General features: G+C 36.8%; 13 protein-coding genes. 1 reads left to right on the forward strand and 12 read right to left on the reverse strand.

All coding sequences use genetic code 11. From position 1 onward, the window contains the following. Positions 1–45 precede the first annotated feature (45 nt). The 9 genes from M0051_RS09970 to M0051_RS10010 all read right to left on the reverse strand — a co-directional run bounded on the left by M0051_RS09970 (position 46) and on the right by M0051_RS10010 (position 18,980). On the reverse strand, positions 46–2,058 hold the full coding sequence (locus tag M0051_RS09970) for a glycoside hydrolase family 97 protein (RefSeq protein WP_306741390.1): 2,013 nt from the start codon (positions 2,056–2,058) through the stop codon (positions 46–48). A gap of 3 nt (positions 2,059–2,061) precedes the next feature. Beyond that, positions 2,062–4,101, reverse strand: coding sequence for a hypothetical protein (locus tag M0051_RS09975; RefSeq protein WP_306741391.1), 2,040 nt, complete (start codon positions 4,099–4,101; stop codon positions 2,062–2,064). 2 nt (positions 4,102–4,103) lie between these two features. Continuing rightward, a complete protein-coding gene (locus M0051_RS09980) occupies positions 4,104–5,531 on the reverse strand; it encodes a glycoside hydrolase family 125 protein (protein WP_306741392.1) in 1,428 nt (475 codons plus the stop codon). A gap of 83 nt (positions 5,532–5,614) precedes the next feature. After that, positions 5,615–7,276, reverse strand: a complete 1,662-nt coding sequence (locus M0051_RS09985; RefSeq protein WP_306741393.1) for a PNGase F N-terminal domain-containing protein — start codon at positions 7,274–7,276, stop codon at positions 5,615–5,617. Positions 7,277–7,398: 122 nt separating this feature from the next. Beyond that, complete coding sequence (locus M0051_RS09990; RefSeq protein ID WP_306741394.1) at positions 7,399–9,699, reverse strand: GH92 family glycosyl hydrolase; 2,301 nt, start codon at positions 9,697–9,699, stop codon at positions 7,399–7,401. Between the two features lie 81 nt (positions 9,700–9,780). Next, positions 9,781–12,057 carry a GH92 family glycosyl hydrolase gene (locus M0051_RS09995; RefSeq protein WP_306741395.1) on the reverse strand — a complete coding sequence of 759 codons (2,277 nt, stop codon included), beginning with the start codon at positions 12,055–12,057 and terminating at the stop codon, positions 9,781–9,783. Between the two features lie 238 nt (positions 12,058–12,295). After that, positions 12,296–14,158, reverse strand: a complete 1,863-nt coding sequence (locus tag M0051_RS10000; RefSeq protein ID WP_306741396.1) for a LamG domain-containing protein — start codon at positions 14,156–14,158, stop codon at positions 12,296–12,298. Between the two features lie 70 nt (positions 14,159–14,228). Continuing rightward, positions 14,229–15,800 carry a SusD/RagB family nutrient-binding outer membrane lipoprotein gene (locus M0051_RS10005; protein ID WP_306741397.1) on the reverse strand — a complete coding sequence of 524 codons (1,572 nt, stop codon included), beginning with the start codon at positions 15,798–15,800 and terminating at the stop codon, positions 14,229–14,231. A gap of 18 nt (positions 15,801–15,818) precedes the next feature. Further along, positions 15,819–18,980, reverse strand: coding sequence for a SusC/RagA family TonB-linked outer membrane protein (locus M0051_RS10010; protein ID WP_306741398.1), 3,162 nt, complete (start codon positions 18,978–18,980; stop codon positions 15,819–15,821). Positions 18,981–19,375: 395 nt separating this feature from the next. Here M0051_RS10010 and M0051_RS10015 point away from each other — a divergent pair, with 395 nt between their 5' ends. Next, positions 19,376–21,904, forward strand: a complete 2,529-nt coding sequence (locus M0051_RS10015; protein WP_306741399.1) for a hypothetical protein — start codon at positions 19,376–19,378, stop codon at positions 21,902–21,904. A gap of 121 nt (positions 21,905–22,025) precedes the next feature. On the opposite strand, the gene M0051_RS10020 is transcribed toward M0051_RS10015, so the two are convergent. From M0051_RS10020 to M0051_RS10030, 3 genes are read right to left on the reverse strand one after another with little or no spacing between them, the layout of a single operon-like run. Beyond that, positions 22,026–23,123, reverse strand: coding sequence for an ROK family protein (locus M0051_RS10020; protein WP_306741400.1), 1,098 nt, complete (start codon positions 23,121–23,123; stop codon positions 22,026–22,028). Positions 23,124–23,131: 8 nt separating this feature from the next. Further along, positions 23,132–24,286 carry a sugar MFS transporter gene (locus M0051_RS10025; RefSeq protein WP_306741401.1) on the reverse strand — a complete coding sequence of 385 codons (1,155 nt, stop codon included), beginning with the start codon at positions 24,284–24,286 and terminating at the stop codon, positions 23,132–23,134. Positions 24,287–24,296: 10 nt separating this feature from the next. Next, entirely contained in the window at positions 24,297–25,295 is a 999-nt protein-coding gene (locus M0051_RS10030) for a LacI family DNA-binding transcriptional regulator (RefSeq protein WP_306741402.1), read from the reverse strand. Positions 25,296–25,469 lie beyond the last annotated feature (174 nt).

Below are 25,469 nucleotides of genomic sequence, written 5' to 3' on the forward strand. Positions count from 1 at the left end.
GAGGTTAATCTACCAATTGAATCATTAATCAATTGCAATGACAAATTAATTCACAACAGGAACAATTGCAACTGCCTGACCACCACTTTCAATCATTTTTACAGGCAACACAGTTTTCGAATCAACCTCTACTTTTCGAATATTAATATCTGTAGGGTTATTTTCGAGATTTGCATTATCTCCATCCTCAAAAATGCTAGCCATATACTTTCTACCATCCTCTAAAAAGGATAACTCAATTTCAGTATTTCGACTGTTCTCGTCGGTAACGGTTCCAATATACCAGCTCTTTCCTTTGCGGCGTGCAACCGAATATACATCTCCAATTTCTGCCAATAGTACTTTTGATTCATCAAAGTCGGCAGGAAGCATTTCAAAGAATTTAAAAGCTGGCTGATCTTCATAATTACTTACCAGATCTGATGCCATTTGCAAAGGACTGTACAGACAAACCCAAAGGGCCAATTGTTTGGCAAGCGTTGTATTCACTCGGCTATTTCCTTTATCATTGCTGTTCCATTTGGTGTATTCCTTCCTGTTTTTGTAAAGAATATCAAATGTACCTGGTGTATAATCAATAGGTCCACCCAGGCATCTGGTAAAAGGAAGAATCACGTAATGCTCCGGAGGATTTCCTTCGCTCCAACCATTCCACTCCATTCCTCGTGCACCTTCGCGAGTCATCATGTTGGGATAAGTACGGCTGATCCCAGTTGCTTTAATCGGTTCATGAGCGTCGATCATTAAATTGTACTTTGCAGCCTTTTCCACAACCTTTCTGTAGTGTTGTACCATCTTCTGTCCATGATGGTAATGACCATTTGGTATTGGACCGGCATATCCAGTTTTTAGAACTCGAATACCATTATCTCTTAGCATGGAAAAAGCCTTGTCCATGCACTCCTCATAGTAAATATAGTCGCCACCAGTTTCATGATGTCCAATCAGTTCCACACCTTTTGCATTTGCATATCGAACCACCTCATCAAAGTCAAAGTCAGCATAAGGAGTTTGCTGGTCAAAAGCACGTGCTTTCCCCCAATTTTCCCAACCTGTATTCCATCCTTCGGCAAGCACTGCCTGAACATTGTGATCGGCAGCAAAATCGATATAGTTTTTCATATTTTCGGTAGTGGCACCATGTTTTGGACCCATGGTCCAGGTTTCTACACCAAGATGCATTCCCCACCATATTCCAATGTACTTCATGGGTTCAATCCAAGATGTATCATCCAATGCACATGGATCGTTTAAATTTTGAATCAAATTCGATTCAACCAAACCCGCTGCCGATTTGCTTATGGTAATGGTTCTCCATGGTGATTTTACACTTCCTTTGGCTTTTACCTTCACACCATCGGGCCATGGCACCAGTTCTGCCTGGAAATTTGTACCTCCAGTATTTTTCAAGGTCATACCTGCATAATCCGTCAGGTTTGCCTCATGGATACTTAAATAAACTCCATCATTGGTTTTGAAGGTTACAGGAGTATTGGCCCCTTTTACCTCATCAATTTTAGTAGTTTGATATAGCATCTCATAGCTATCGAAATTAGCAGGAATAGACCAGGCTGTACCATTTTGAGCCAGGTTAAACTCTGTCTTTTCATCGGTAATGAAAATGCTATCTATACCTGTTTGCTCAGGAATTTTATATCTGAAACCAACACCATCATCATATACTTTCACTTGTAATTGAAGTTGTAGTCCTTTTGAGGTAATCAAATCTAAAACCAACTGATTATAGTTGTTTTTGATTCTTTTGTTTTGGCCCCACACAGCACTCCAAACCTCATCAACTTCTACAATTTTCTTATCAACGATCTTTACTTTTTCGATAGAAAGCCTGCTCTGTGTAGCTTCCAAGCCAAGTTTAGATTCATTAATCAACTTAGCTTGTCCCAATAGTAATTCATAGGACAGATGACCTTGATCGTTAACGTGTAATTCATACTTCAATTCTCCATTGGGAGATTTCACCTCCACTCTATTATCCAAAGAACAGGATAAACTCATCAATCCAGCGCACAAAGCGAGGAATACTACTCTTACTCTCATAAATTAATTTTCAATCACATATGTTTTCTTATCACAACCAATCCCTTTAATGGTCAAGCTTCTCCACTGTTTTGGAAGACATGTACTACCCTGCTCAATTCCCTCGTCGGTTATTTTTAGGCCTGCAAAACCAAAAATCACAGATTGCAGCATACCTCCCGCACCCGTTCCAAAGTATGGGTTGTTACTAAATACCGATTCAGCCAAAGCTCCAAAAGGAGGTCTTTTATTTGGTTCGTAAGCTCTTTTAAATAACTCGAATGCCTTATCCGCTTCTCCCAATCTGGCATAAAGAACAGCCAATACGGAATGAGACATGGCTGGTCCTTCCGGTGCCATTTTTGGCTCATAATAAGCCAAGTCCCTGCGAATATCTTCAGGCTTACTCACGATATTCAGTGGATATGCCAATAAATTCACATCAGCCTGTTTGATTACCTCCCCATTGTAGGTTCTGTTTTCTCTCATTGTTCCATTGTGGAAATAATGAAATCGCAAAGTCTGAGACACTTTACTCCACTGATTATTTGGAGGCAAGCCAAGCTCCTTTGCCGCTTTCACTGCATATTCCAATGCTGTTTTTGCAGCTCCGTTGGTAAATGCATTGTCATCAGCATGATGATAAAACTCATTGGCTCCCACCACATTATTGATGGAATATGAACCATCTTCATTTTTAACAGATCGACTCACCCAAAAATCAGCCACCTCTTTCAATACCGGAAAACCAACTTCCTTCAACCACTGTTTGTCTTTACTTAGCCTGTAGTAGTTCCAAAAGGCAATGCCAATATCAGCAGTAATATGATGTTCGAAAGTTCCCGTTAAAGCCCAGGTTGGAGTTGCCTCCTCACCTGTATCATCAGACTCCCAGGGAAACATGGCTCCCTCATATCCAAAGTTGGCAGCTTTCTTTTTTGCCTTTTCAAGCCTGTGAAATCTATAGTTTAAAAGTGAATGGGCAATATCCTGATTAAACACTAACAAAGGCGGATACATCCACAATTCTGTATCCCAGAAAACATGTCCGTTGTAGCCTTGAGCCGATAAGCCCATTGGCGGGATACTCAAATTTGAATCATCTCTCGAGAAAGAATACAAGTGATACAAAGCCAAGCGAACATCCTGCTGAGACTCTATATCTCCTTCAATTACAATATCACCTTGCCATAATTCTTCCCACAGCTCCTGGTGTCTTTCGATTACTGATTCTTTATTTCCCAACAGCTGAAAAACAACCATTCTTTCAGACTCACTCTTGGGATCATCAAAATTTTGAGAGGTACAAACGGCCCCAGCCCAGGCAAAGCAATACTTCTCCCCTTTTTTCAACTCCTTTGTAAAAACCAACTCATGATGATATGCCCCTTTTACGCTGTGCTTTAATTCCGGTGTTTCCTCTTCGAAAATAAATGTAGCAGAAGTAGCCATTTGATGTTTTCCAAAAGGACTATCAGCTATGGTTTGAAGAACTGGCATTCTGGCATCCAAATCCTGCATTACACGGAAACCAGACTCAACATTTTTATATTCGTTAGGACAAACGATTTGTCCCCCTACCTGCACTTTCAAATTTCTGATCAATGGAATAATCTCAACATCGATCATGCCTGTATAAGGCATGCCTCGCAAAGCATATAAAGTGAAAGAAAAATCAGCATAATTCTTAAACCTGCAGGTGCTTGTTAAAGCTGCATTTTTCATATCCAACTTTTGAGTCCATGAGGTGCAATTGTCAGCTTTTAATGTATCCCCTTCAATAACAATCTCAAGGTTTGCGAAATTAATACCCAATAAAACCTTACTCACACCATATTTTGACTCTTTATCGAAAACATGATTTAAAATAATGGCTTTCGTTTTGCCTGGTTCTTTGGATGGCAACAGACCTATGCGTCCATTGGCAATGGCAACACCTGTATAATCAGAGTAATCATTTGTTTCAATTACCCACCCTGCTTCTTGTTTTGTTTGTGCATTCACACCAAAGCTAAACACAACACACAAGACAAAAAGAAATAGATATCGATAGTATGTATTCATTATTATATGCGTTTTAGCAATTCAGGTTTTTCATTGTAAATCTTCAAAATCAACTCTCCAAACAAGGTGTTTGCCCAGGCAAACCATGAACGAGTAAAGTGTTCCGGCTTGTCTTTGTGAAAAGTTTCATGCATAAATCCTGTATCTGCATGAGTATTCATTAACATTTTCAGACATTTCAGAATCTCCTGATCATTGTCTGAGGTCATTGCCCTCATAATGATACTCATTGGCCAAATCATGTCTACTCCAACATGTGGACCTCCAATACCTTCTGCAGCCTTTCCCTCGAAGAACCAAGGGTTATTTTTACTCAAGATGAATTTTCTTGTATTCTGATACAGCTTAGACTCCTGATCTACTGCTCCCAAATAAGGCAATGAAAGTAAGCTTGGTATATTTGCATCATCCATAAACAGCTGATTACCGAAACCATCTACCTCAAAAGCCAAAGTTTTACCATAGGCAAGGTGATCAGCACTTGCATATTTCTCCAAAGCTACTTCCACCTCTTCTGCCAACAGGAAAGCCGATTTTGACAATTCCTTTTCAATGCCCAAAGAATTTAAGATCTCGGTCAACTGTTTGAGTGAAACCACCGCGAAATAGTTGGATGGAATTAAAAATGGAAAAATGGTAGCATCATCAGACGGGCGGAAGGAAGAAACAATAAGGCCAACAGGATTGATAGGGTTTCCGTAACCATTTCCTGGCTGTGAGTCGGTAGGTTTGCTCGTTGTTCTTAAAAAAGAGTAAGGCCCCTTACCTTCCTTTCGCTGTTGTTCTTGGAATGTTCGCACCATCGATTTCATTGCCTTTACCCAGTTAGCATCAAAACAGGTGGTATCATTGGTTTTCTTCCAATAATGATAAGCCAGCCTAATTGCATAACACAATGAATCTATTTCCCACTTTTTCTCGTGCAATTCAGGCTTCATCTCTGTTTGATCACTCTCCCAATGAGAACCTTCTGCCCCTTTGTTAAACGCATTGGCATATGGGTCGATATTGATGCATTTGCTTTGTCGGTTAATAAGGCCCTGGAACAATTTTCGGAGCTGTTCATCATCATTCACCAAAGGCAAATATGGCCATACTTGTGCGGTAGAATCTCTTAACCACATGGCATGAATATCTCCCGTGATCACAAAAGAATCAGGTCTTCCATCTTCTTCAGAATAAGTTACCGTTGTGTCTAATGTATTTGGAAAACAGTTCTCGAACATCCAGGCCAACTCATGGTTGGAGATGGCTTTTTTCACCTCATCAATCTTAAGGTCTACAGCTTTACTAACAAACTTTCTATTTTTTGCTTCCGGTCTGTTCGATATATATTTCAAATCTTTATTTATTGCCAAACTTTTTGTACCTATCAGGCTTATTCCACCTGTAAATAGTAGTGAATTTTTTAAAAAAGTTCTTCTTTTCATCATGATTGTATTTGAGGTTAAAGGGTTACCAGTAAAAACAAAGGCTTACAATAAAAATCGTAAGCCTTTGATCAGTTATCGACTTATTGATCGCCAACAATAATTCCAGATACACTCCAGTGGTTAAAACTTGATCCTTCATCGTTTCCCTGGTCAATTACAACCTTAATAACGTGCTTCCCTGCTTTTAAATTACTAAGAGGGATATAATAAGGAGGTGTTAAGGTTGCAGGACACCAATTGGAACGACTGAGATCACTACTTGACAATCCGTTTCCAAAATTTCCAGATGCCGGATTTGACATTCTGTATGTGGCACAATCACTACGCCATGGCACGTGTGAAAACACCAATTTATCATCTATAAAAATCTTATTTAGTTTGGGAACAAACTCATCTCCATTTCCCCATCCTCCATGACCAGTTGTGGTATACAAGAGTTTTGGATTTTCAACACCTTCCTCTAAAGTGAATTGAACCGATAGCGTATCATTTTTAAACATGCGACCGTAATTTTGACCACTTGCCTCCATCACGTTCAAAGTATAAAATAGTGGTTGAATATATTTCTCTGTCGCAGCAGTATCTTCAAACGGAGGATAATAATTCAACTCCAGGCTCACCTTATGACCTCCCTTGTCATAATTCCCAATGAACACACCAATCCAAATTTCATCCTCTTGTAAAGGAATTAATTCTGTAACTTCTTGTTTGTAGACAACGGAATCCTGCCAGTTGTAATTATTTATTGGTCTCTTCTCATTAAAATGTCCCACTCCAAATGAGGTAAAGAATCTCATCAGCTCTACAGGTACAGAATACGTATCATCGCTCACTACACCCTGGTATTCCACTCCCTTATTGTCAATATACACAGGTAGCTCTTCCTTTCCATTTTTCAGGGCTGTTAGCATCGACTTTTTATCATCGTTCGCTATTGTAAATACACAGCCTGTTCTGTCGTAGGCATCTCCATTCGACCAGTTTGTAAGCTTTACGAAAACACTACCTTCCGGGTTCATGTCAGGTAACTTAATCTTTTTCATGATCACCGTACCCTTTGAAAAACGATAGGTATGGTTGAGAATCTCTTCTTTAGGATTCGTTATACCTCCCTGGAAATTTACCTGCTCCTTATCAAATACAGGAATGGTCTTGTACCTTGATTTAATAATTAACTCCCGATAAACGGCCTGGCTAATTTCAGCAGCTGTTTCATCAGGGTAATTCATAACCCCCTTTTCTTTCTCAATAGATTTTGCCAGGATGGTACGATTCCCATTAACCACGTACTTTAACACCAATCCATTGTCGATAATTACAGATAAGGAAGGCGAAGCACTTACTTTTGCATCGGTAGTATACCAAACATCAACTCTATTTGAAAAAATAAGGAAACTGGCTTTTTTACATTCATAACCTAAAATGGTCTCCTTCTCGTTGGTTTCTTTTGCTGTAGGTAATTCTGAAAATGGTGTAATTTGCTGAAATTGTCCATCTTTAAGGTTTAGCACCTTCACCACACTCTTTGACTTGTAATTAATAAAGAAGCTTTCAACCTTTGAGGAGTTTGATAATTCCACGATCCCATTGATAACAGTTGCTGTTACACCTCTATCTGGAACCAGTTTACCATGATTGTATTGCTCATAGCTAATCTTAACCCCCTTCTCTTTTTTCTCTGCTCCTGATACCAAAAGAGAAAAAGATAAAATGCATACCAGGAATAGTATTCTTGTTTTCATAGACTTGTATTAAAATAAAAAGCCAAAGGAATAACAGTAAACCTGAGTAAATACCTAAGATGGTAATCGAATCATTAACTGGTTTAATGCATATTATTCCTTTGGCTTCCCAAATTAGTGGATTATTTCTGATTGCTCATTGAGTAAGGATAAGCGTCAGCTTTGCTCCCTCTTTCCTTATTGGGTTGATCCGACATTTCAAAGTTCAGTTCTCCTCCATTCTGAATGTTTTCGTGTTTGATGTAATTCAAATTGTATGACTTTCCATTGAGGCTTACATTGTTTACAAATACATTTTCTTTTGAATTGTTTGAACTCGAAATAGTAAAGGTGTTTCCATTCTCCAATGTTAAGGTCACCTTATCGAATAGTGGTGATCCAAAAACATATTCGTCAGTTCCAGGGCATACAGGATAAAATCCCATAGAACTAAACACGTACCAAGCGGAAGTTTGTCCATTATCTTCATCGCCGCAATAACCATCAGCTTGAGGAGTATATAATTTGTCCATCACTTCTCGAACTCTTGCTTGGGATTTCCATGGTTGACCCACAAAATTGTACAAGTAGATCATATGCTGAATTGGTTGATTTCCATGGGCATAGTTTCCCATATTTACAATTTGCATTTCACGAATTTCGTGGATGGTAAATCCATAGTATGAATCATCAAATTTTGGAGGCATTTCAAATACTCCGTCCAAAGTAGAAATAAACTGTTCTTTTCCACCCATCAAATCAACTAAACCATTAATATCCTGGAAAACCGACCATGTATAATGCAAACTGTTTCCTTCGGTAAATGCATCACCCCATTTTAACGGATTAAATGGTGTCTGGAAGGTTCCATCTTCATTTTTACCTCGCATTAGTCCAGATTCCTTGTCAAATACATTCTTAAAATTCTGAGCTCTTTGGGCAAAAAGATCGATTTCTTCCTGCGGACGACCTAGCTCCTGTGCCAGTTTCCAAACACAAAAATCAGCATAAGCATACTCTAATGTTCTTGCAGTATTTTCATGAATCCCAACATTGTAAGGCACATACCCCAATTTGTTGTAGTATTCTGCACCATATCTACCCACTGAGGTAATCTCTTTGTTATATCCGTTTGTATTTTTTACAATTGCCTCATACAAAGTCTCAATATCATATCCACGAATCCCTTTTAAATAAGCATCTGAAATAAGGGATGCGGAATTGGACCCAATCATACAACCTCGATGTCCAGGACTTGCCCATTCTGGTAACCATCCACTCTCTTTGTAAGTATTAACCAATCCTTCCATAATTTGAGCATTCAGGTCTGGATACATCACTGTAAAAAATGGAAATACTGCCCGGAATGTATCCCAAAAGCCATTATCTGTAAACATATAGCCAGGCAGTATTTCACCATTATAAGGACTGTAATGAACTATTTCATTTTTTTCGTTGTATTCATAAAATTTTCTTGGGAACAATAACACTCTATAAAGACAGGAATAGAATGTTTTCAATTGATCATCTGTTCCTCCTTCTACTTTAATTCTGGCGAATTCCTTTTCCCAGGCTTGTTTTGCTTCTTTTTTAACCTGATTAAAGTTTTTATTCCCAATTTCTCTTGATAAATTTAATTGAGCTTGCTCTTTACTAATAAACGAAGATGCCACTTTTACGTGAACCTCTTCACCCTTTTTAGTTTTAAATCCAATAACCGCACCAACATGATCGCCAGAAGCAGCTTTGGATCCTGATTTTAATTTATCGCCATTCCAGGTATGAACAATTTCAAAATCCTTATCGAATTCGGCTACAAAGTAATTATGAAAATTATCTGGCACACCACCACTGTTGTTGCGACAATAACCTACAATCTTTCTTTCTTCAGGAAGAATTTTCACCTCCGAACCTTCGTTATAAGCATCTAACAGAATGTATGAATTATCATTTTCGGGAAATGTAAATCGAAAAATAGCAGCGCGTTCCGTTGGACTTACTTCTGCTTTTACATCATAGTCGGCCAAATAAACTTCGTAAGCATATGGTTTAGCATCCTCAGCCTTATGCGAAAACCAAGAAGCACGTTCATCTTCTTTAAACTTTAACTCTCCTGTAACAGCCATGAATGAAAAAGCTGCATAATCATTAATCCATGGACTAGGTTGATGTGTCTGTTTTATACCACGAATTTTCTTTGCATCGTAAGCATAAGTCCAACCATCTCCCATTTTACCGGTTTGCGGCGTCCAAAAATTCATTCCCCATGGCACTGCAATGGCAGGATAAGTATTTCCATTGGAAAGTGCATGTTCAGAATCTGTTCCCATTAACGGATTCACCATATCTACACTTGAAATTTCATTGGATTTTATCGCCTCTTTTTCACCCACACACGATGCCAAAAATGCTATCAGAATTAATAGAATATTTGCTCTCTTCATTTTTATCTTTTAGTACTTATATCAACAAGTGATACAACTGTTTTCTTCAATTAAAATCAATACAATAATTTTCTTGATTCCTTAGTATACAACTGATTTCGGTCTATCCATCATTTTCGAACCAAATTCTTTATTTGGTTTTGGACTCATTTCAAACACCAACTCTCCACCATTCATGATATCTTTATGAGTAATGAATGACTTGGTATAATCCTGTCCATTTAATTTTACCGACTGGATATACATATTCTCCTTACCATTATTATTGGCAAGTATGGTAAATGACTTGTCTTCACTTAGATTAATGCTTACTTTATCAAATAAAGGTCTACCAAATACATAAGCACCATTGGAAGGATTTACTGGATAAAAACCCATCGACGACATTACATACCAAGCTGACATTTGACCACAGTCTTCATTACCACATAATCCATCAGGCTTATCGGTATACAATTCGTTAAGGATATAATCTACTTTATCAGCAGTTTTGTACTGTTCTCCTGCAAATGCATACAAATAGGTAATGTGATGACTTGGTTCATTACCGTGAGCATATTGTCCAATCAATCCAGTAATATCGGCAGAAGCTCCTTCTTCCAAGTCTGAAGAAATAGAGAATAAGCTGTCTAGTTTTGTTATAAATGGTTTATCACCTCCAAACAATTGAATTAGTCCTTCCGGGTCTTGAGGAACTAACCAAAGGTATTGCCAAGCATTTCCCTCACAGTAATCATTTACTCTATGTTGGGCAGATACAGGATCGAATGGAGTTCTCCAACTACCATCTTTCATTCTACCCTTCATGAATTTGTCATTTGGATCGAAATATTTTTGGTAAGCTTTAGCTCGTTCTGTAAAATACTGAGCATCTTCTTGTTTACCTAACTTTTTCGCCAACTGAGCAATTCCCCAATCACTAATCGCATATTCCATGGCACTTGCAACCGATTCGTGCATCATATCGCAAGGAATGTATCCGTACTTCTGCAATTCTTTAACGCCTGGTTCAAAATCACCCATTGCAGTAGTTTTCACAGCTTCATATGCCAAATTGATATCAAAACCTGTGAAGCCTTTAAGGCAGGCATCCACTACTACTGGTACTGCACTATATCCAACCATCGTATTGGTTTCGTTTCCTCGTAAATGCCAAACTGGGAGCTTACCCTGGTGCTTGTAAATTTCAAGCATTGAATTGATCATATCGGGTACCCTTTCCTGTTGTGTGATTGTGTAAAGCGGATGGGCAGTTCTATAAGTATCCCATAATGAGAATAAAGTGTAATTGGTACTACTGGTATTGTTGTAAACCTTTTTATCGGTTCCTCTATAATCACCGTTCACATCATCGAAAATGTTAGGAGCAATTAGTGTATGATACATAGCAGTATAGAATACTCTTTTATCCTTCTCATTTTGAGTCTCGATATGAATTTTTTCAAGTTCTTTATTCCATTTGGCTTTGTTCGCAGCAAGAATCTCATTGAAATTCCAATTTGGCATTTCTGTTTTGATATTCAGCAAAGCATTCTCCATACTAACTGGAGACATTCCAAACTTCACCTGAAGTTTCTCAAATGACTCTGTGGAAAAATTAAGAAAGGCTTTGATTGCTTTCCCTTTTCCTGCATCCCCATTTAATTTTTTATCTGCATCATAAACCATGATATTTTTAACTGGCTTTGACAAAACCATTGCAAAATACTCACGTTGATCTGCAGCCCAACCCTTTGAGAAGCGATAGCCTGCCACAATTGTATCATTTACCTTATGAAAGAAAGTTTCTGTTGCCTGATCTCCATTACCTTCTTTTAAATCAATAATCAATCTGGATTGTTCTGATTTTGGATAGGTAATTTGATGCATCGCAACCCTTTCGGTAGTTGTCATTTCAACACCTACATTATAGGTATCCAAAAACACTTTATAATAACCTGCTTCGGCTTTTTCAGTATCATGACTGTAATAGGAAGCATAACCTTCTTCTGGATTTTCTTGAGAACCAGGATTTATTTTCAATTCACCTACAGCTGGCATAATTAAAAACTCCCCCAAGTCGGTACAACCAGTTCCGCTCAAATGCAGATGTGAAAATCCCTTGATAATACTATCTGAATAGTGATAAGATGAACACCAATCCCATCCTTTGTGGAAATTGCTTGGTCCAGCTTGAATTGCCCCGAAAGGTACACTGGCTCCTACAAACACATGACCATGTCCACCCGATCCAATATATGGGTCGACATATTGCGTTAAACTATCATCATTTGTGCTACCTCCAGCTAGCTGGCAGGAGGCAAATGCACCTAACAATAATGACAATCCTAGTGTTTTGATTGATTTAAATTTTTGCATTTGGTTTTACTATAAGGTTCTGTAATAAGGTTGATATATAATAAGCTTATCGCTCTAATATTTGTCTAAATTAATACACCTTTTGAGAAAAGGCTACAAAACAATCCTTCTTTTTATGTTGGTAGAAGCAAACCCGTTTCTTTTGATCAATATGATCAGTTTTCCTACTTTAAAAATTATTGAAACTTGGAGTTGCCCAAAAGGCAACTCCAAGTTATATGATGATTAATCGCTACTACTAGTCAACATTCCAAGTAATACCTCTCATCTCTCCATGATAGTTACCGGTAACATCTTTAAACTTAACACCACCAACTTTATTTAGTGGGAAATAAGCATTTAGTCCAGCCTCAGTACCATCGATATCTGCATCTAAATCAGCAGCATCGCGTGCAACATCCCATAGACGGAAATCTTTGATAGAACCATGCATTTTACCCCAACCGTTTCCAAGCCACATTTCTCCCCAACCTGAAACTTCAGGAGCTCCTATATCGGTTTGAACACCTTTTTCTTCGCCATCAACATATAAAGTTGTTGTTCTAGCTGTGTTATCATGAACGATAGCAACATGCTGCCACACCCCAGACTTGATTGAAAGTGCTTCAGCTTTTGGTCCTTGCCAGCCACTTCCTGCATTGGTAAAGTTCCAAAGTCCACCTGATGACAATAATGCCTCTTCAGTTAACTCCGTGTAACCATAAACCCAAATACCGTAGTTACCATTGTTAAAGAATTCTCCTGTTCCGTACATACCCAATGACTTCACACGCACATCAAACTCAACAGTGTAATCTCCTTGTGGAGTGTAGTTAGGTGTAATTCTGAAACCTATTGCATCTGAATCATCACGATCAACATATACACCTGTTGCGTCAGCTACTAAATATTCTTTTACCAATTCTATTTTTGCCTCTATCGCATCAGCAAGATCAACAATTTCATCTTGACGTTTTGCATTAGCAATTTTATCATCAGCATCATTTGCCAATGACTGTAAATAATCTTTAGTTCCAACAGGATAATCTCCGGTATTAGTTCCCTCAACAACCTCATCTTTCAATGTCAATGCGTTTGTTTTTGCTGTTGTTAAAGTAGAGTAATCCAATTCTATTACAGGAGGAATTCCATCAACTAACCAGCTAACTTCACCTTTTAATGTTGCTGTATATGTATTGGTATTGTCTTTGAATTCTGTTCCCAAATCAGCATTAAATGGGAAAAACATTGCCAAATTCTCCTCTGTTCCTTCCAATATTGCCTCTTTGTTATCATCAATTTGAGCTGCTGTTCTGGCACCTTTCCAAACTCTTACATCCTTCATCATACCATTCATTACACGGTCGGACCAAGTTGGACCATTTCCTAACCAAAATGATGCCTCTGGAGCTGGTTTATAACCTTTCTCCTGAGAAAGAACTTCAGCACCATTCACATACAATTTCTGACTGGTAATTTCATTCACAAAAGCAATATGCATCCATTCTCCGGCACGAATCACGCCACCTCCGGTTTCAATGGTATTCCAACCACTACCGTCACCAACATTCAAGTGGATGTTACCATCACTAAAATAACGGATTACAAAACCACTGTCAGGACCTGATTGCTCAGTAGCAAAAATATTATTTGAATAACCTCTTTGATCTAAGTCTACAACATACATCCAACACTCAATAGTAAAACTCTCTTTAAATATTGGTAGGATATTATCAGAAATACCAATGTAAGTATTGTTACCCTGAGCAATGTAAGGAATAGCCAGTTTTACAATGTTTCCTTTGAATTTATCGATGTAAATCTGAAGTTTTGTTGCCGCATCGGTAACATCACTCTGATCTTTTGCGCGGGCCATTTTCCAATCTACCCAGTTCAAAACATCCTGTAATTCTTTTTTCGATCCCGGCTTGAATTTCCCTGGTGTTGTACCCTCTTCGCTATTGGCAATTAAATCATTTGCCTCAGTTATTAATTGCGTTAATGATGCAAGATCAACATTTCCTGCACTCTTATCATCATCGTCACAAGCTGCAAGGCCAAATAGCATTACAACTACAGTAAGCATGGATAAGAATTTTATATGTATTTTATTTGTTCTCATACTTTAAAAAATTTAGGTATGAGGCTTAAGAATTATTGAATTAAACTTTTAAGCCTCAAGTCTGCAATGATTAAAAGTTACTATTCATTAATCCTCCGGATTTTTCCTTAGTGTCAGCAGTATCCCACCACAAACGAATATCCATACGGTCAGTATCTTTAGTGTTCAATGCTGATGGAATGTTTGCACCGTTTTGCTCATGCTGATTGTTTGGGTAACGAATACGCTTCACCCAAGTGTTAGCGGCCACAGTTGAACTACCACTAACTCCGTCAAGAGGTAGAGAAATATCAGGATAATCCGTTCTACGAAAATCGGCCCAACCTTCAACACCATTCGGGAAGTTAGCAATCCATTTTTGAGTAATAATCTGCTTTAGCTTGTTTTCATCAGAACCATCAAGATTTGTTAATCCATTAATGTAATCCGTAGCATCTGAAGAAGAAACACCCACGTAGTCCATTGAAGCCTGCACTCCAGCTAAGTAAAGCGCATTTGCATCTTCACTAATCCATCCTCTAAGTGCTGCTTCCGCTTTTAAGAATTGTACTTCCGAGAAGAACATTACAGGACAATACATTTTGTGTTCTTTGCCATCACCTGCAAAATCAATGTAGCCGCCCGATAAATTAATAGTTGCAAAATCCTCTTTTACCTTTGCAGGAACAGTATTGTAACCATTCTCCAATCCGTAGTATTTTTCTTTACCAACCTGCTCTTTAGTCTGTCCAACTTTTTCATCATCTACAGTTCTTTGGTAAGTAAACCAGAATGGTGTTCTTGGATCTTCACCCACAGTTGATGTATTGTACAAGTAGTCAGACATTGTTTTCGACATGCGAATGTTGTTCCAGCTCCAACCCATTTGGTGCAAGTAGTCATTCCAACCTTTGCTCCACATAGGAACTTTAACAACGTCTGCATTTGAATCAAAAACTCCACCTGGTCCGTTAATTGCAGCCAATGCTTCTGTTTTTGCTTTTTCAGCATCAACATTTGAAATTCTCATTGCCAATCTCAAACGAAGTGAGTTACCAAATTTTCTCCACTGTAGTGCATCTCCATCATAAATCAAATCATATCCGTCTGAGTACTCATACTGAGCAGCATCACCTGTAATGCTGTTTACAGCATTGTCCAAACGCTTAAATAAATCTGTATATACCTCGCTCTGGGTACTGTAAACTACAGATTCACCTTTACCAACTCCAAAGTAAGGAACATCACCATATGAGTCAGTAATACGTGACCAGAAGTAACACATCCAAATTTCCTTGATTGCAATAGCATCTACATAATAAGGATCATCACCATAAGCATCGCTAATTGCGATTGACTTAGGCACCTGACTAGTATAGAACTCTTTCCACTGATTTCCGATCCAACCATCAACATATTCGTAACGTGGAGAACCAAATCCAGAAACCGTATTTGCCCAGTATTGAGAATATAAATCAGGATATAAGTTTACATTTCGCTGATAGTTAGCAAATACCTGCATTTGCATATCATGAAGAAAGAATCTTGGTTCAACCTGTGTTGCTGAATCCGAAGGAACATTCATATCTCCAAAATCATCGGAACAAGCTTGGCTAAACAGCAGTATTCCAAGCAGTGCGTATATATAATTATTAAATTTCATGTTGTTCTTCTTTTACAATTAAAAACCAAGATTAAGTGAAAATCCGTATGTACGAACAGATGGTACCGGAGCAAAGTCATAAGCCTGAGCTAAGTAACTTGAGCTGTATGCACTTGCATCTGGTGCAGTTCCAGGAGTGTTCTTATGAAAGTAGAAAAGGTTACGACCGATAAGTGACACTCTTGCTGACTGAATAGGATTATTGGGAATTCTATTTAAAATTGATTTTGGAAGATTGTAACCAATTGCAAGTTCTTTTAGTTTAACATGAGAGGCATCATAAAGAAATTCTTCGTCAGCCTGAGCAACTTTTCTCCAATAATCCTGAGCCGAAACCATTACATTGTTCGCACCACCATCAGAGGTTACACCGTCAACAAATAATGCCATTCTGTTGTTCTGAGCTGTACGCTCTGCCGTACCTGAAGAAACAGCAGCTTGTTCTGAAGTAGATAGAATGTCACCACCCTGCTGGATAGATACCAAAGCAGATACATAGAATCCTTTGTATTCAGCATTCAAATTGATTGCTCCTGTCCAGTCAGGCTGAACATTACCAAGAATGTTGTGCTCTTCATTGGATAATTTCATTAATCCTTTGTCGTCAACAATGATTTGGTCCTTTTCGTTTCTTTCATATTTAGAACCTCTGATGATACCCAATCTCTTACCTGGTAATCCAACAAAACCTTCGTTGTCTTCAAACTTGTAAACCGGCATATCTTCGTAAAGTTCCTCCAGGGTTCCTTTGTTCTTTGCAAAGTTGAAACCTAAAGTCAATTTGAAGTCTTTTGTTTTAACCGGTACAGTTGTCAACATTACCTCAACCCCTTCGTTACGAATCAAACCTGCGTTGATCAAACGGTATGGATAACCAGTTGTCTGGTCAGTAGCCAATTTCAAGATCTGATTCTTAGTATCTTCCTGGTAATAAGTAAAATCTAATCCAATTCTATTCTTGAACAAACGGATATCAGTACCAACTTCCCAAGAAGTAGAAATTTCAGGCTTAAGATCTTTGTTCACCAATACTTCAGGCACTTTTCCTTTTGAAAGGTCAAAGTCACCACTTTCAATCTTGTAAGTCTGACTTGTTTGGTATGGATCAGCAGCCTTACCTACCTGTGCAACAGAACCTCTAATTTTAGCATAAGAAACAAATTCCGGTAATTCGAACATCTCTGATAACAGAGCACTTAAACTAACCGATGGATAGAAATATGAATTGTCAAATTCAGTATCTGCTGATGTAAGCGTTGAAGACCAGTCGTTACGAGCTGTGAAATCAAGGAAAATCATATTCTTATATGCTACCTGACCAAATCCGTACATTGATCGCACCTCTGATTCTGTAATGCTCTCAACAGCTTTAATATTTGATCCCGCACCCAAATAAAAATCATCTTCAGATGAAAGCTTACCAGAGAAAGATCTTAACTGCTTAAAGTGACGCTTCATTGTATTTGCACCAACATTTAAGCTAATAGTAAAGTTTTCGTTCAAATCTTTATTATAAGACAACAAGAACTCGTAGTTCTCTTCTTTGAAGTTCGATTGAGTTGGATTATAATCCGGACGGTTTGGATTGATGTTATCAGCGTACTGGTATCCATCTAAAGATTCAAACTGGAAGAAATCCATACCATACTTAAACTTTGCTTTCAAGTCTGATGTTAGTTTTACATTTGCTGCAACGAAACCAAAAGTTCTGTTCTTCTTATCGTTGTTCACATATTGCTCCTGTAGGAAGTACGGGTTTCTGTTTCCCGGGCTCGCATCTGAGTAAATCTTCTCAACATGCTTACCAGCAATAATATCGTATCCCGGTTTCAAATCCTGTGTACGAATATTTCGAGGCATTGTATTGAAGTAGCTTACATAACTGTAATTTCCCACTTCTGGTCTCTGCTTTCCTTCTGTAAGGAAAAAAGATAACTTAGTATCAATGTTTAACCATGAGTTGATATCATAGTCTGCACGCAAATCAAATGTTGTTTTTTCAACCTCGTGATTGTCATAGATACCATTGATGATATCCTTACCCAAAGACATTCTGAATGCACCTTCGTCATTTCCACCTGAGAAAGAGATGTTATGCTTATGAGTGATTCCTGTTCTTGTGAAATCCTCCAACAGGTTACCCTGATCTTCGAAAGAAGTCATTTCTCCTGTCCATGATTCAACCTGCTGGCCTGTCATTTCAGGTCCCCATGAAGAAGTTTCATCAGCATAATATTCACCATTGATACCTTGACCATATTTATCCTGAAGATCCAACATGTAAGCAGCTTCAGAGAAAGTCATGCTTCCTGAATAGTTAATACCTAAACCTTTGTTGCGTTTTCCTTTTTTGGTAGTTACTAAAATTACACCGTTACCACCACGCTCTCCATATAGAGCTGCAGCATTGGCACCTTTCAGTACAGAAACTGATTCAATATCATCCGGATTTAGATCAAAAGCACCACCTGCTCTTGAGGTACCCCCCCAAACTGATCCATCGTTTGAGTTTCCATTATCGAAAGGTACTCCATCAACAATCCACAATGGCTCATTGTTACCAACAAGTGAACTTACACCTCTAATATCAATTCTAGAGGAACCACCAACACCACCTCCGGTTTGATTGATTTGTACACCGGCAACTTTTCCTTGTAATGAACTCACAAGGTCGCCATCACCACCTTTGGTTAAATCATCAGCTTTAACATCCTGCACTGCATAACCTAAAGCTTTCTTTTCTCTTTTAATACCAAGAGCTGTAACAACTACCTCATCTACCTGCAAAGCATCAGCTGCCATAACAACATCAATTACAGATTGAGATCCTACTGTAATTTCCTGAGTTGTCATTCCAACAAAACTAAATACCAATACACTTGATTCGTCGGCAGCAATTTGAAATTTACCTTCAACATCAGTTACAGTACCAACTGTTGTACCTTTTACAACCACAGACACACCAGGTAGTGACATTCCAGACTCTTCAATTACCGTACCTGTCACAGTTTTCTGCACAGCTACGGTTGAATTGTCTTCAAATAAACTGTTAACGTTTGCATTTGCAGCAAATGGCGAACCTAAAACCGCAACTAGCAAAGCTAAACTACTAATCTTCCTTCCAAAACTTAATGGGTTGGTTAAGCTGGAATAAAGATTACTTAAATAGCATTTCTTCATAGTTAGTAAATATTAATTATACAATGAACACAAAATCATGTGAAATTTTCTGAAGCCAATATTAGCGCAAACGTATTAATTCACGATTAATATTGAATTAATCACCAAGTCAAATACATTAACCACTCTGTTAAACGCTGTTTTTCTGTCGTTTACGCCAATTATTTCTAATATGTTTTTTTTGAGATGAAAAATCGAATTACTGTATTCTCAATATTATTAAGAAAGTGAAATTTTCAGGTGATTTTAAGCTTGTAGGTATTCTGCAAATTACCTTATAAATTAGTCCTTCTACAAGTTTTTTATAACAACTTTCTTCATTCTGTAATAAGATTTGAATATCTTTGATTTTCACAAAGGATTTTAATTATTAACCAACTCTCTCTTATTAAATAATGCGATTAATCAATTGCTTAATTCTTCTGTTAGTTTTGATTCCAGATTTATTTGCAGATCATGGAGTTTATTTTAAATCTAATGAAGTAAACAAAGAAAATCGAACTGGCATTGATATTACACACAATGGCAATATTTCCTATACCAATAACTTTACAATTCATTTTAATTTATCTTTTCGAGAATCTGAAACACATTATGGCGAAATCCTTTCACTTAAAGAAGCCAATAATAAAAATCTAATTCAGGTTACCTATCGAATGCCAGACTTATTTGTAATACACAATAAGCGCGAAACAAAATTTCATTTAGACCTAAACAAAGAAGAAATACAAAACAACCGATGGATTGATTTTGAACTACATATAGATGCGATTAATAATAGAATTAATCTCCAATTTGCAGACAAAAAACTGCAATCAGATATTAATTTTCCTCAAAATTCTGATTTTGCATTATCATTGGGTGTAATAAATAAATATGGATTCTTTATTGATGAAGTGCCTTCTATTTCGATAAAAGATTTAAGCATTAGAATTGATGGAGCACCTAAACATTTATGGCCATTCAAAAAAACGGATAATTTCTTAGTCAAAGATCTTCTCTCAAGCAAAACCGCTAAAGTCTATAATCCAGATTGGGTAATTGATTATCACAATAAGTGGGAAAAAATTCAAAGTTTAAATTTCTCTTCATTACCATCTTTGTTGTACGACAAGAAAAATGAACAAATCAAATTCATTTTCATGGATGGTACAATACAAAGCTTTAATCCATTAACAAAAACTCTCACAGTTGTAAATGAAAAGGTTGATGGCTTTCCTTGTTTTGAAAAAGCCCAGCAAATTATTTATAACAAGAATGGAGACATAACTACTTACAGCTATAACCAGAACATGATTTCCTCCTATGATTCAATTACCAATTCATGGAACAACCAAAAAGAGTCTACTGAGGATGACACTCCTAAACTATGGCATCACAACAAGTTACTTCATCCTAAAACTAAAAATATCACAACAATATGTGGATATGGTTATTATTCTTATTTCAATGATATCCTATCATTTAATCCAGAAACCAACAATTGGGATAAATTAGTCTTTTCTGGAGATACAATTAAGCCAAGGTATCTTGCATCTTTAGGACAGTCTGGGAAAAATTCGAACTGTTACTACATTTTTGGAGGTTTAGGAAATTCTATGGGCAAGCAAATCTTAGGAAAAGAATTTTATTACGATTTGCATAAAATTGATTTCAAAAATCAAGAAATAACACATTTATGGGACTACAATTGTGACGACCAATTTCAGTATCTTCCAATTAATAATATGAAAGTAACTGCCAATGATAGCAGTTTCTATACTTTAATGTTTCCATCAACAAAACAACGTACTTATTTAAGGGCAATTAAAGGTTCTATAAAAGAGCCAGGAATTGCATTTATAGGTGATAGCATCCCATACAATTTCCTTGATATTGATTCTTTTGCTGACCTTTACTATTGGAATAGTGAAAATAAACTCATCGCAATTACCTCTCATAAAAAAGAAGATTCGAGCCATGAGGTTAATATCTATACGATAAGTTACGAACCGGGAAATAAAGATAATTTCGATATTAACGGTGTAGGATTACCTCTTTCGGTTAAGATTTTTTACTCTGTACTGGTTGTTTGCATTCTCCTTTTAGGATTTTTTGTAATCAAGAAAGTTAGAATAGATCGTAAGGCAACTGCAATACAAACAACTTATACCTCCACAGAAATATTTGAAGCTCCAATATCTGATTATGAAGCTCCAAAGCAGAATGCTATTATATTATTTGGTGGATTTCAGGTTTTTGATAATAAAGGAAAAGATATTACTTATAGATTTAGCCCAACCCTAAAAGAACTATTTCTATTGATCCTCTTAAATACAATTAATGAAGGAAAAGGAATATCCTCAAAAAGAATACAAGAATATTTATGGCCTGATAAGTCGGAAAGCAACGCAAAAAACAATAGAGGCGTTAATATCAAAAAATTGAGAGGTATTCTTGAAGATTTGTCAGGAGCTGAAGTTGTTTTTGATAATAATTATTGGAAAATCCTTCTTCCTGAAAATATATTCTGCGATTTAGAATATGTACGAAATGCTATAAAATTGATACGAGAACATGGCAATATTGAAAATTTAGCTGAAATCATCATCATTCTTCAACGAGGTTCAATGCTTCAAGATATCTTCCCAGAATGGTTAGATTCATTTAAAGATTCAAATACAGGCTTAATTGTAAGTACTTTAGAAGATATTCTTAAAAATGAAAGTCTTGACAAAGCAATTAGTCTTGCCATATCCAATGTAATATTCGAATTTGATCAAATGAATGAAACTGCCTTAAAAACAAAGTGTTATTTGTTGGCATCGCAAGGAAAACACAGTTTGGCAATAGAAACATTTGAGCACTACAGGAAACTATATCTGAAATTCTACAACGAGGAATATCAATTTACATTTAAGGATATTGTAACGAAGGACAATTAATCAAATAAAAAAAAGCCTGACACATAAAGCGTCAGGCTTTTTTATAACTAAACTTGAATATTGATGTAAAAAAATCCGGAAAGAGTATTATTAAATTCTCAATCCGGATATCACACTACTACTACAAATTTTTCAATGCAAATGCGTAAGCTCCAATACCAATGGCTTTGCTTGCTCCTAATTTACTAGAACATACAGCCAAACGAGGGTTTGGATCATATTTTATTGTTTTATCTGTTCCTGGAATTTTAATATCTTTTGAATGATCTGCCGCAAACTCTGCGAATTCATCTTCATTATCGATATTGTATACTTTCTGAACTAATCTTGGTAAAGAATCACCATTCGAAGTATAACATTTGCCGTTCATTTCTTCCAATGCTGCTGGCATATACAAATCATGTGCACCTGTAAGACCACCACCAATAACAGCTACTCCATCTGTAATTGTCAATAAGTTGGCTACACTATCGCCCAAACATTTTCCAAAAATTTTAAATGATTCCAATGCTGCAGCATTATCCGGATTATTTTGATCCATTGCCACATCGTAAACATCTTTTGGCATTAAATCTTTAGGATATTCGCTTTTTGCACGAGAAAGAAACTCTCTTTGTATGGCTCTTGTGCTAATTCCTTCTTCGGCAAAACGTTCTGGATAAATACGACTACTTGTTAGCCAAACCTCAGTAGCTATTGAGTTATCTCCAATTAGCAATTCATCGTTGTGGACCAAACCACCACCAAAGCCAGTTCCTAAAGTAACTCCAACAAGATTTTTATATCGTTTTGGACTTCCTGCCTGTACCAACTTGCTATTAATCTCTGGTAAAACACCACCTAGAGCTTCACCATATGCAAATAAATCACCATCGTTGTTAATAAATACGGGAATATTGAACTTCTCCTGTAGCATTGGTCCCAATGCAACACCTCCCCTAAATGCTGGCAAATTGGGCAAATCACCAATAATACCATTTTTATAATCTGCCGGACCAGGAAAAGCAAAACTAATTGCAACTGGATTTTCACTCAATTTATTGGACACTTCTTGAAATCCATCAACAATGGTTTGCAAACACAAATCCAAATTGTCTGCATTTGATGGTTTTCTAATTGGCTCAACTACTTCTTCCCCACTTTTCATAGCCGAGAAAACAAAATTTGTTCCTCCTGCATCAAGAGTCATTACAACTCTTTCATCTCTCCAAATATTCATTCTTATTGTTACTTTCTTTTATAAAACGATAAACCGAAAATATATCCGATACAAACCAATGTTACCACAAAACCAGCCATTAATGAAAAGATATCTGCTACAGCACCAAAAATCAATGGCACAAATGCTCCACCAATAATTGCTGTTACCATTAAGCCGGAAATTTCATTGCTTCGATCAGGCATTGCATCGATTGTGATAGAAAATACCAAAGGGAAAATATTTGCAAATCCTAATCCAATAAGGAAAATAGAAACAAAACCTACCACTGCACTTGGTGCTACATATAATCCTAAAATACCAAGCATAGCTATTATAGTGGTCACCTTCAAAAATCTAGTTGGAGACATCCAATTTAAAATAACTCCTCCTAAAAATCTACCTGTCATTAATGCCAGAAAGAAAAACAAAGTTCCCCATAGCCCCAATTCCTTAATGTCATAATTGAACTGATGCGCTAAGTAATTTGGCAGTTTCGCACTCATACTAACTTCAGCCCCTACATAAAGAAAAATTGCCAATACCATAAAAAACACATATGGATTTTTAAGCAGAGCCAATACTGAACCAAATGAAGCAGGAGTTGCAGCCTCATCCTTTTGTTCATCAATTTTAACAACATACAAATAGATTACTGCGACTAATAGAACCACAGAATAAATTGGGAATAAAATTTTCCAATCTAAATCCCAATATTTAGCTGCCATAAGAGGTATTAACGCTCCTGACAAGGATCCAATAGCTTTAAAGAATTGTCCAAAAGATAAATTTCTGGAGTACTTTCCTTCAGGTGACACATCACGCATTATTGGATTTCCAGCAACTTGCAATAAAGTAGCACCTGTTCCTAGCAATAATAATGCTCCTAATAATAATCCAAACGAGGAGAAATCTCCCAAAATTGGTAAAATCAAACCAATTAATGCAATTACCATTCCCAGTAACAATACAAACTTTCTACTTTTTCTATCTTGAAATAATGCCATTGGTACAGATAGTAATCCAAACATGATGAATCCCATGAATGTAACTAAGCCAGCCATAAAATTTGTTAACTCATAATCAGCTTGTAATTGACTGGTTAGAGGTCCAACAACATCACCAAAGCCCATACAAAGAAAGGCAAGAAAAATTGGTCCTGATTTAAAATAATTGTTCTTCATAAATAGTTAATTATAAACGTTCTATTAATTTTGGTTCTAATACAATTCTTTTGCTTATTCGATCTTTCTCATTCATCACTTCTTCAAGAATATCCACGGTATAATTGGCTATCTTCTCGATAGGTTGAGCAACAGAGGTTACTTTTGGTTTGGAATAATCGAACAAATCCAAATTATCAAAACTCACAAACCTTACATCCTCAATTTTCTCTTTGTGAAAAATATTCATTGCCCAAATCGCATGAGCCGTAATCTGGTTATTGGTGAATACAACAGCATCTACTTGTTCTTCTATTAAATATTGCAATTGGGCTTTGGTACTCTCTTTTAGATTATTGTTATCAACAATTCGTATCAAACGATCATCGATGTCAATTTTGTTTTCGCTTAAGGCTTCGCGATAACCATCAATTCGAAGTTCCAGAGAATAAACATTTGGCGTAATAGAGAGTAAGCCTATTTTTTTAGATCCATGCCTGATTGCATTTTGGACTGCACCTTTCATCGCTTTTTTATTCTCAACAAGAATATAGTTTCCCAGAAAATCAGGATGTTCCCTATCGAAAAACACCATTGGAAAACGTTGCGCTGCCAATGTATTTAACATCCCCAAATTTTCGAAAGAGGAAGCCAGAATAAGTCCATCAACCTGTCGGTTCACAAACATATTCAGCAGTAAATTTTCTTTTTCCTGTGTTTCATCGGTACTTCCAATAATTAAATGATATCCTTTATCTGCTAACAAATCTTCTATCAGGCGTCCAATTTTAGCATAAAACGGGTTAGATATATCGGGAACCAAATAGCCAATGGTATTGGTTTTCCCTTTTTTCAAACTTTTAGCAATCTGATTGGGCTGATAATTTACCTCACGAACGTATGCCAGTATCTTTTCTTGCGTTTTTTTACTGATATTTTTTTCATCCCCTTTATTATTTAAAACAAAGGAAACTGTTGTTTTTGAATAACCTAGCTCCTGGGCTATATCCTTTATAGATTTCTTTTTCAAGTTTTTTGCTTTTTACTAAACCGTTTTACTAAATCGATTTATCAAAAGTATGACATTTTTTGAAAGAATGAAAATTTTTATCCAAATCTTAGGTCAATTAAACAGAAATCCCTTGAATATAAGATAAGCTTGTTTAAATTAATTGTATTTTTACCTATTGTCATGCGTATTTTC

The sequence above is a fragment of the Marinifilum sp. D714 genome, assembly GCF_030851345.1.
GTDB lineage: Bacteria > Bacteroidota > Bacteroidia > Bacteroidales > Marinifilaceae > Marinifilum.

Coding starts and splice junctions, on each gene's coding strand:
- M0051_RS10000 (WP_306741396.1), bottom strand. CDS start 14,158: ATGAGAACAAATAAAATACATATAAAATTCTTATCCATGCTTACTGTA.
- M0051_RS10020 (WP_306741400.1), bottom strand. CDS start 23,123: ATGAATATTTGGAGAGATGAAAGAGTTGTAATGACTCTTGATGCAGGA.
- M0051_RS10015 (WP_306741399.1), top strand. CDS start 19,376: ATGCGATTAATCAATTGCTTAATTCTTCTGTTAGTTTTGATTCCAGAT.
- M0051_RS09995 (WP_306741395.1), bottom strand. CDS start 12,057: ATGCAAAAATTTAAATCAATCAAAACACTAGGATTGTCATTATTGTTA.
- M0051_RS09975 (WP_306741391.1), bottom strand. CDS start 4,101: ATGAATACATACTATCGATATCTATTTCTTTTTGTCTTGTGTGTTGTG.
- M0051_RS09980 (WP_306741392.1), bottom strand. CDS start 5,531: ATGAAAAGAAGAACTTTTTTAAAAAATTCACTACTATTTACAGGTGGA.
- M0051_RS09985 (WP_306741393.1), bottom strand. CDS start 7,276: ATGAAAACAAGAATACTATTCCTGGTATGCATTTTATCTTTTTCTCTT.
- M0051_RS10005 (WP_306741397.1), bottom strand. CDS start 15,800: ATGAAATTTAATAATTATATATACGCACTGCTTGGAATACTGCTGTTT.
- M0051_RS10010 (WP_306741398.1), bottom strand. CDS start 18,980: ATGAAGAAATGCTATTTAAGTAATCTTTATTCCAGCTTAACCAACCCA.
- M0051_RS09970 (WP_306741390.1), bottom strand. CDS start 2,058: ATGAGAGTAAGAGTAGTATTCCTCGCTTTGTGCGCTGGATTGATGAGT.
- M0051_RS10025 (WP_306741401.1), bottom strand. CDS start 24,286: ATGAAGAACAATTATTTTAAATCAGGACCAATTTTTCTTGCCTTTCTT.
- M0051_RS09990 (WP_306741394.1), bottom strand. CDS start 9,699: ATGAAGAGAGCAAATATTCTATTAATTCTGATAGCATTTTTGGCATCG.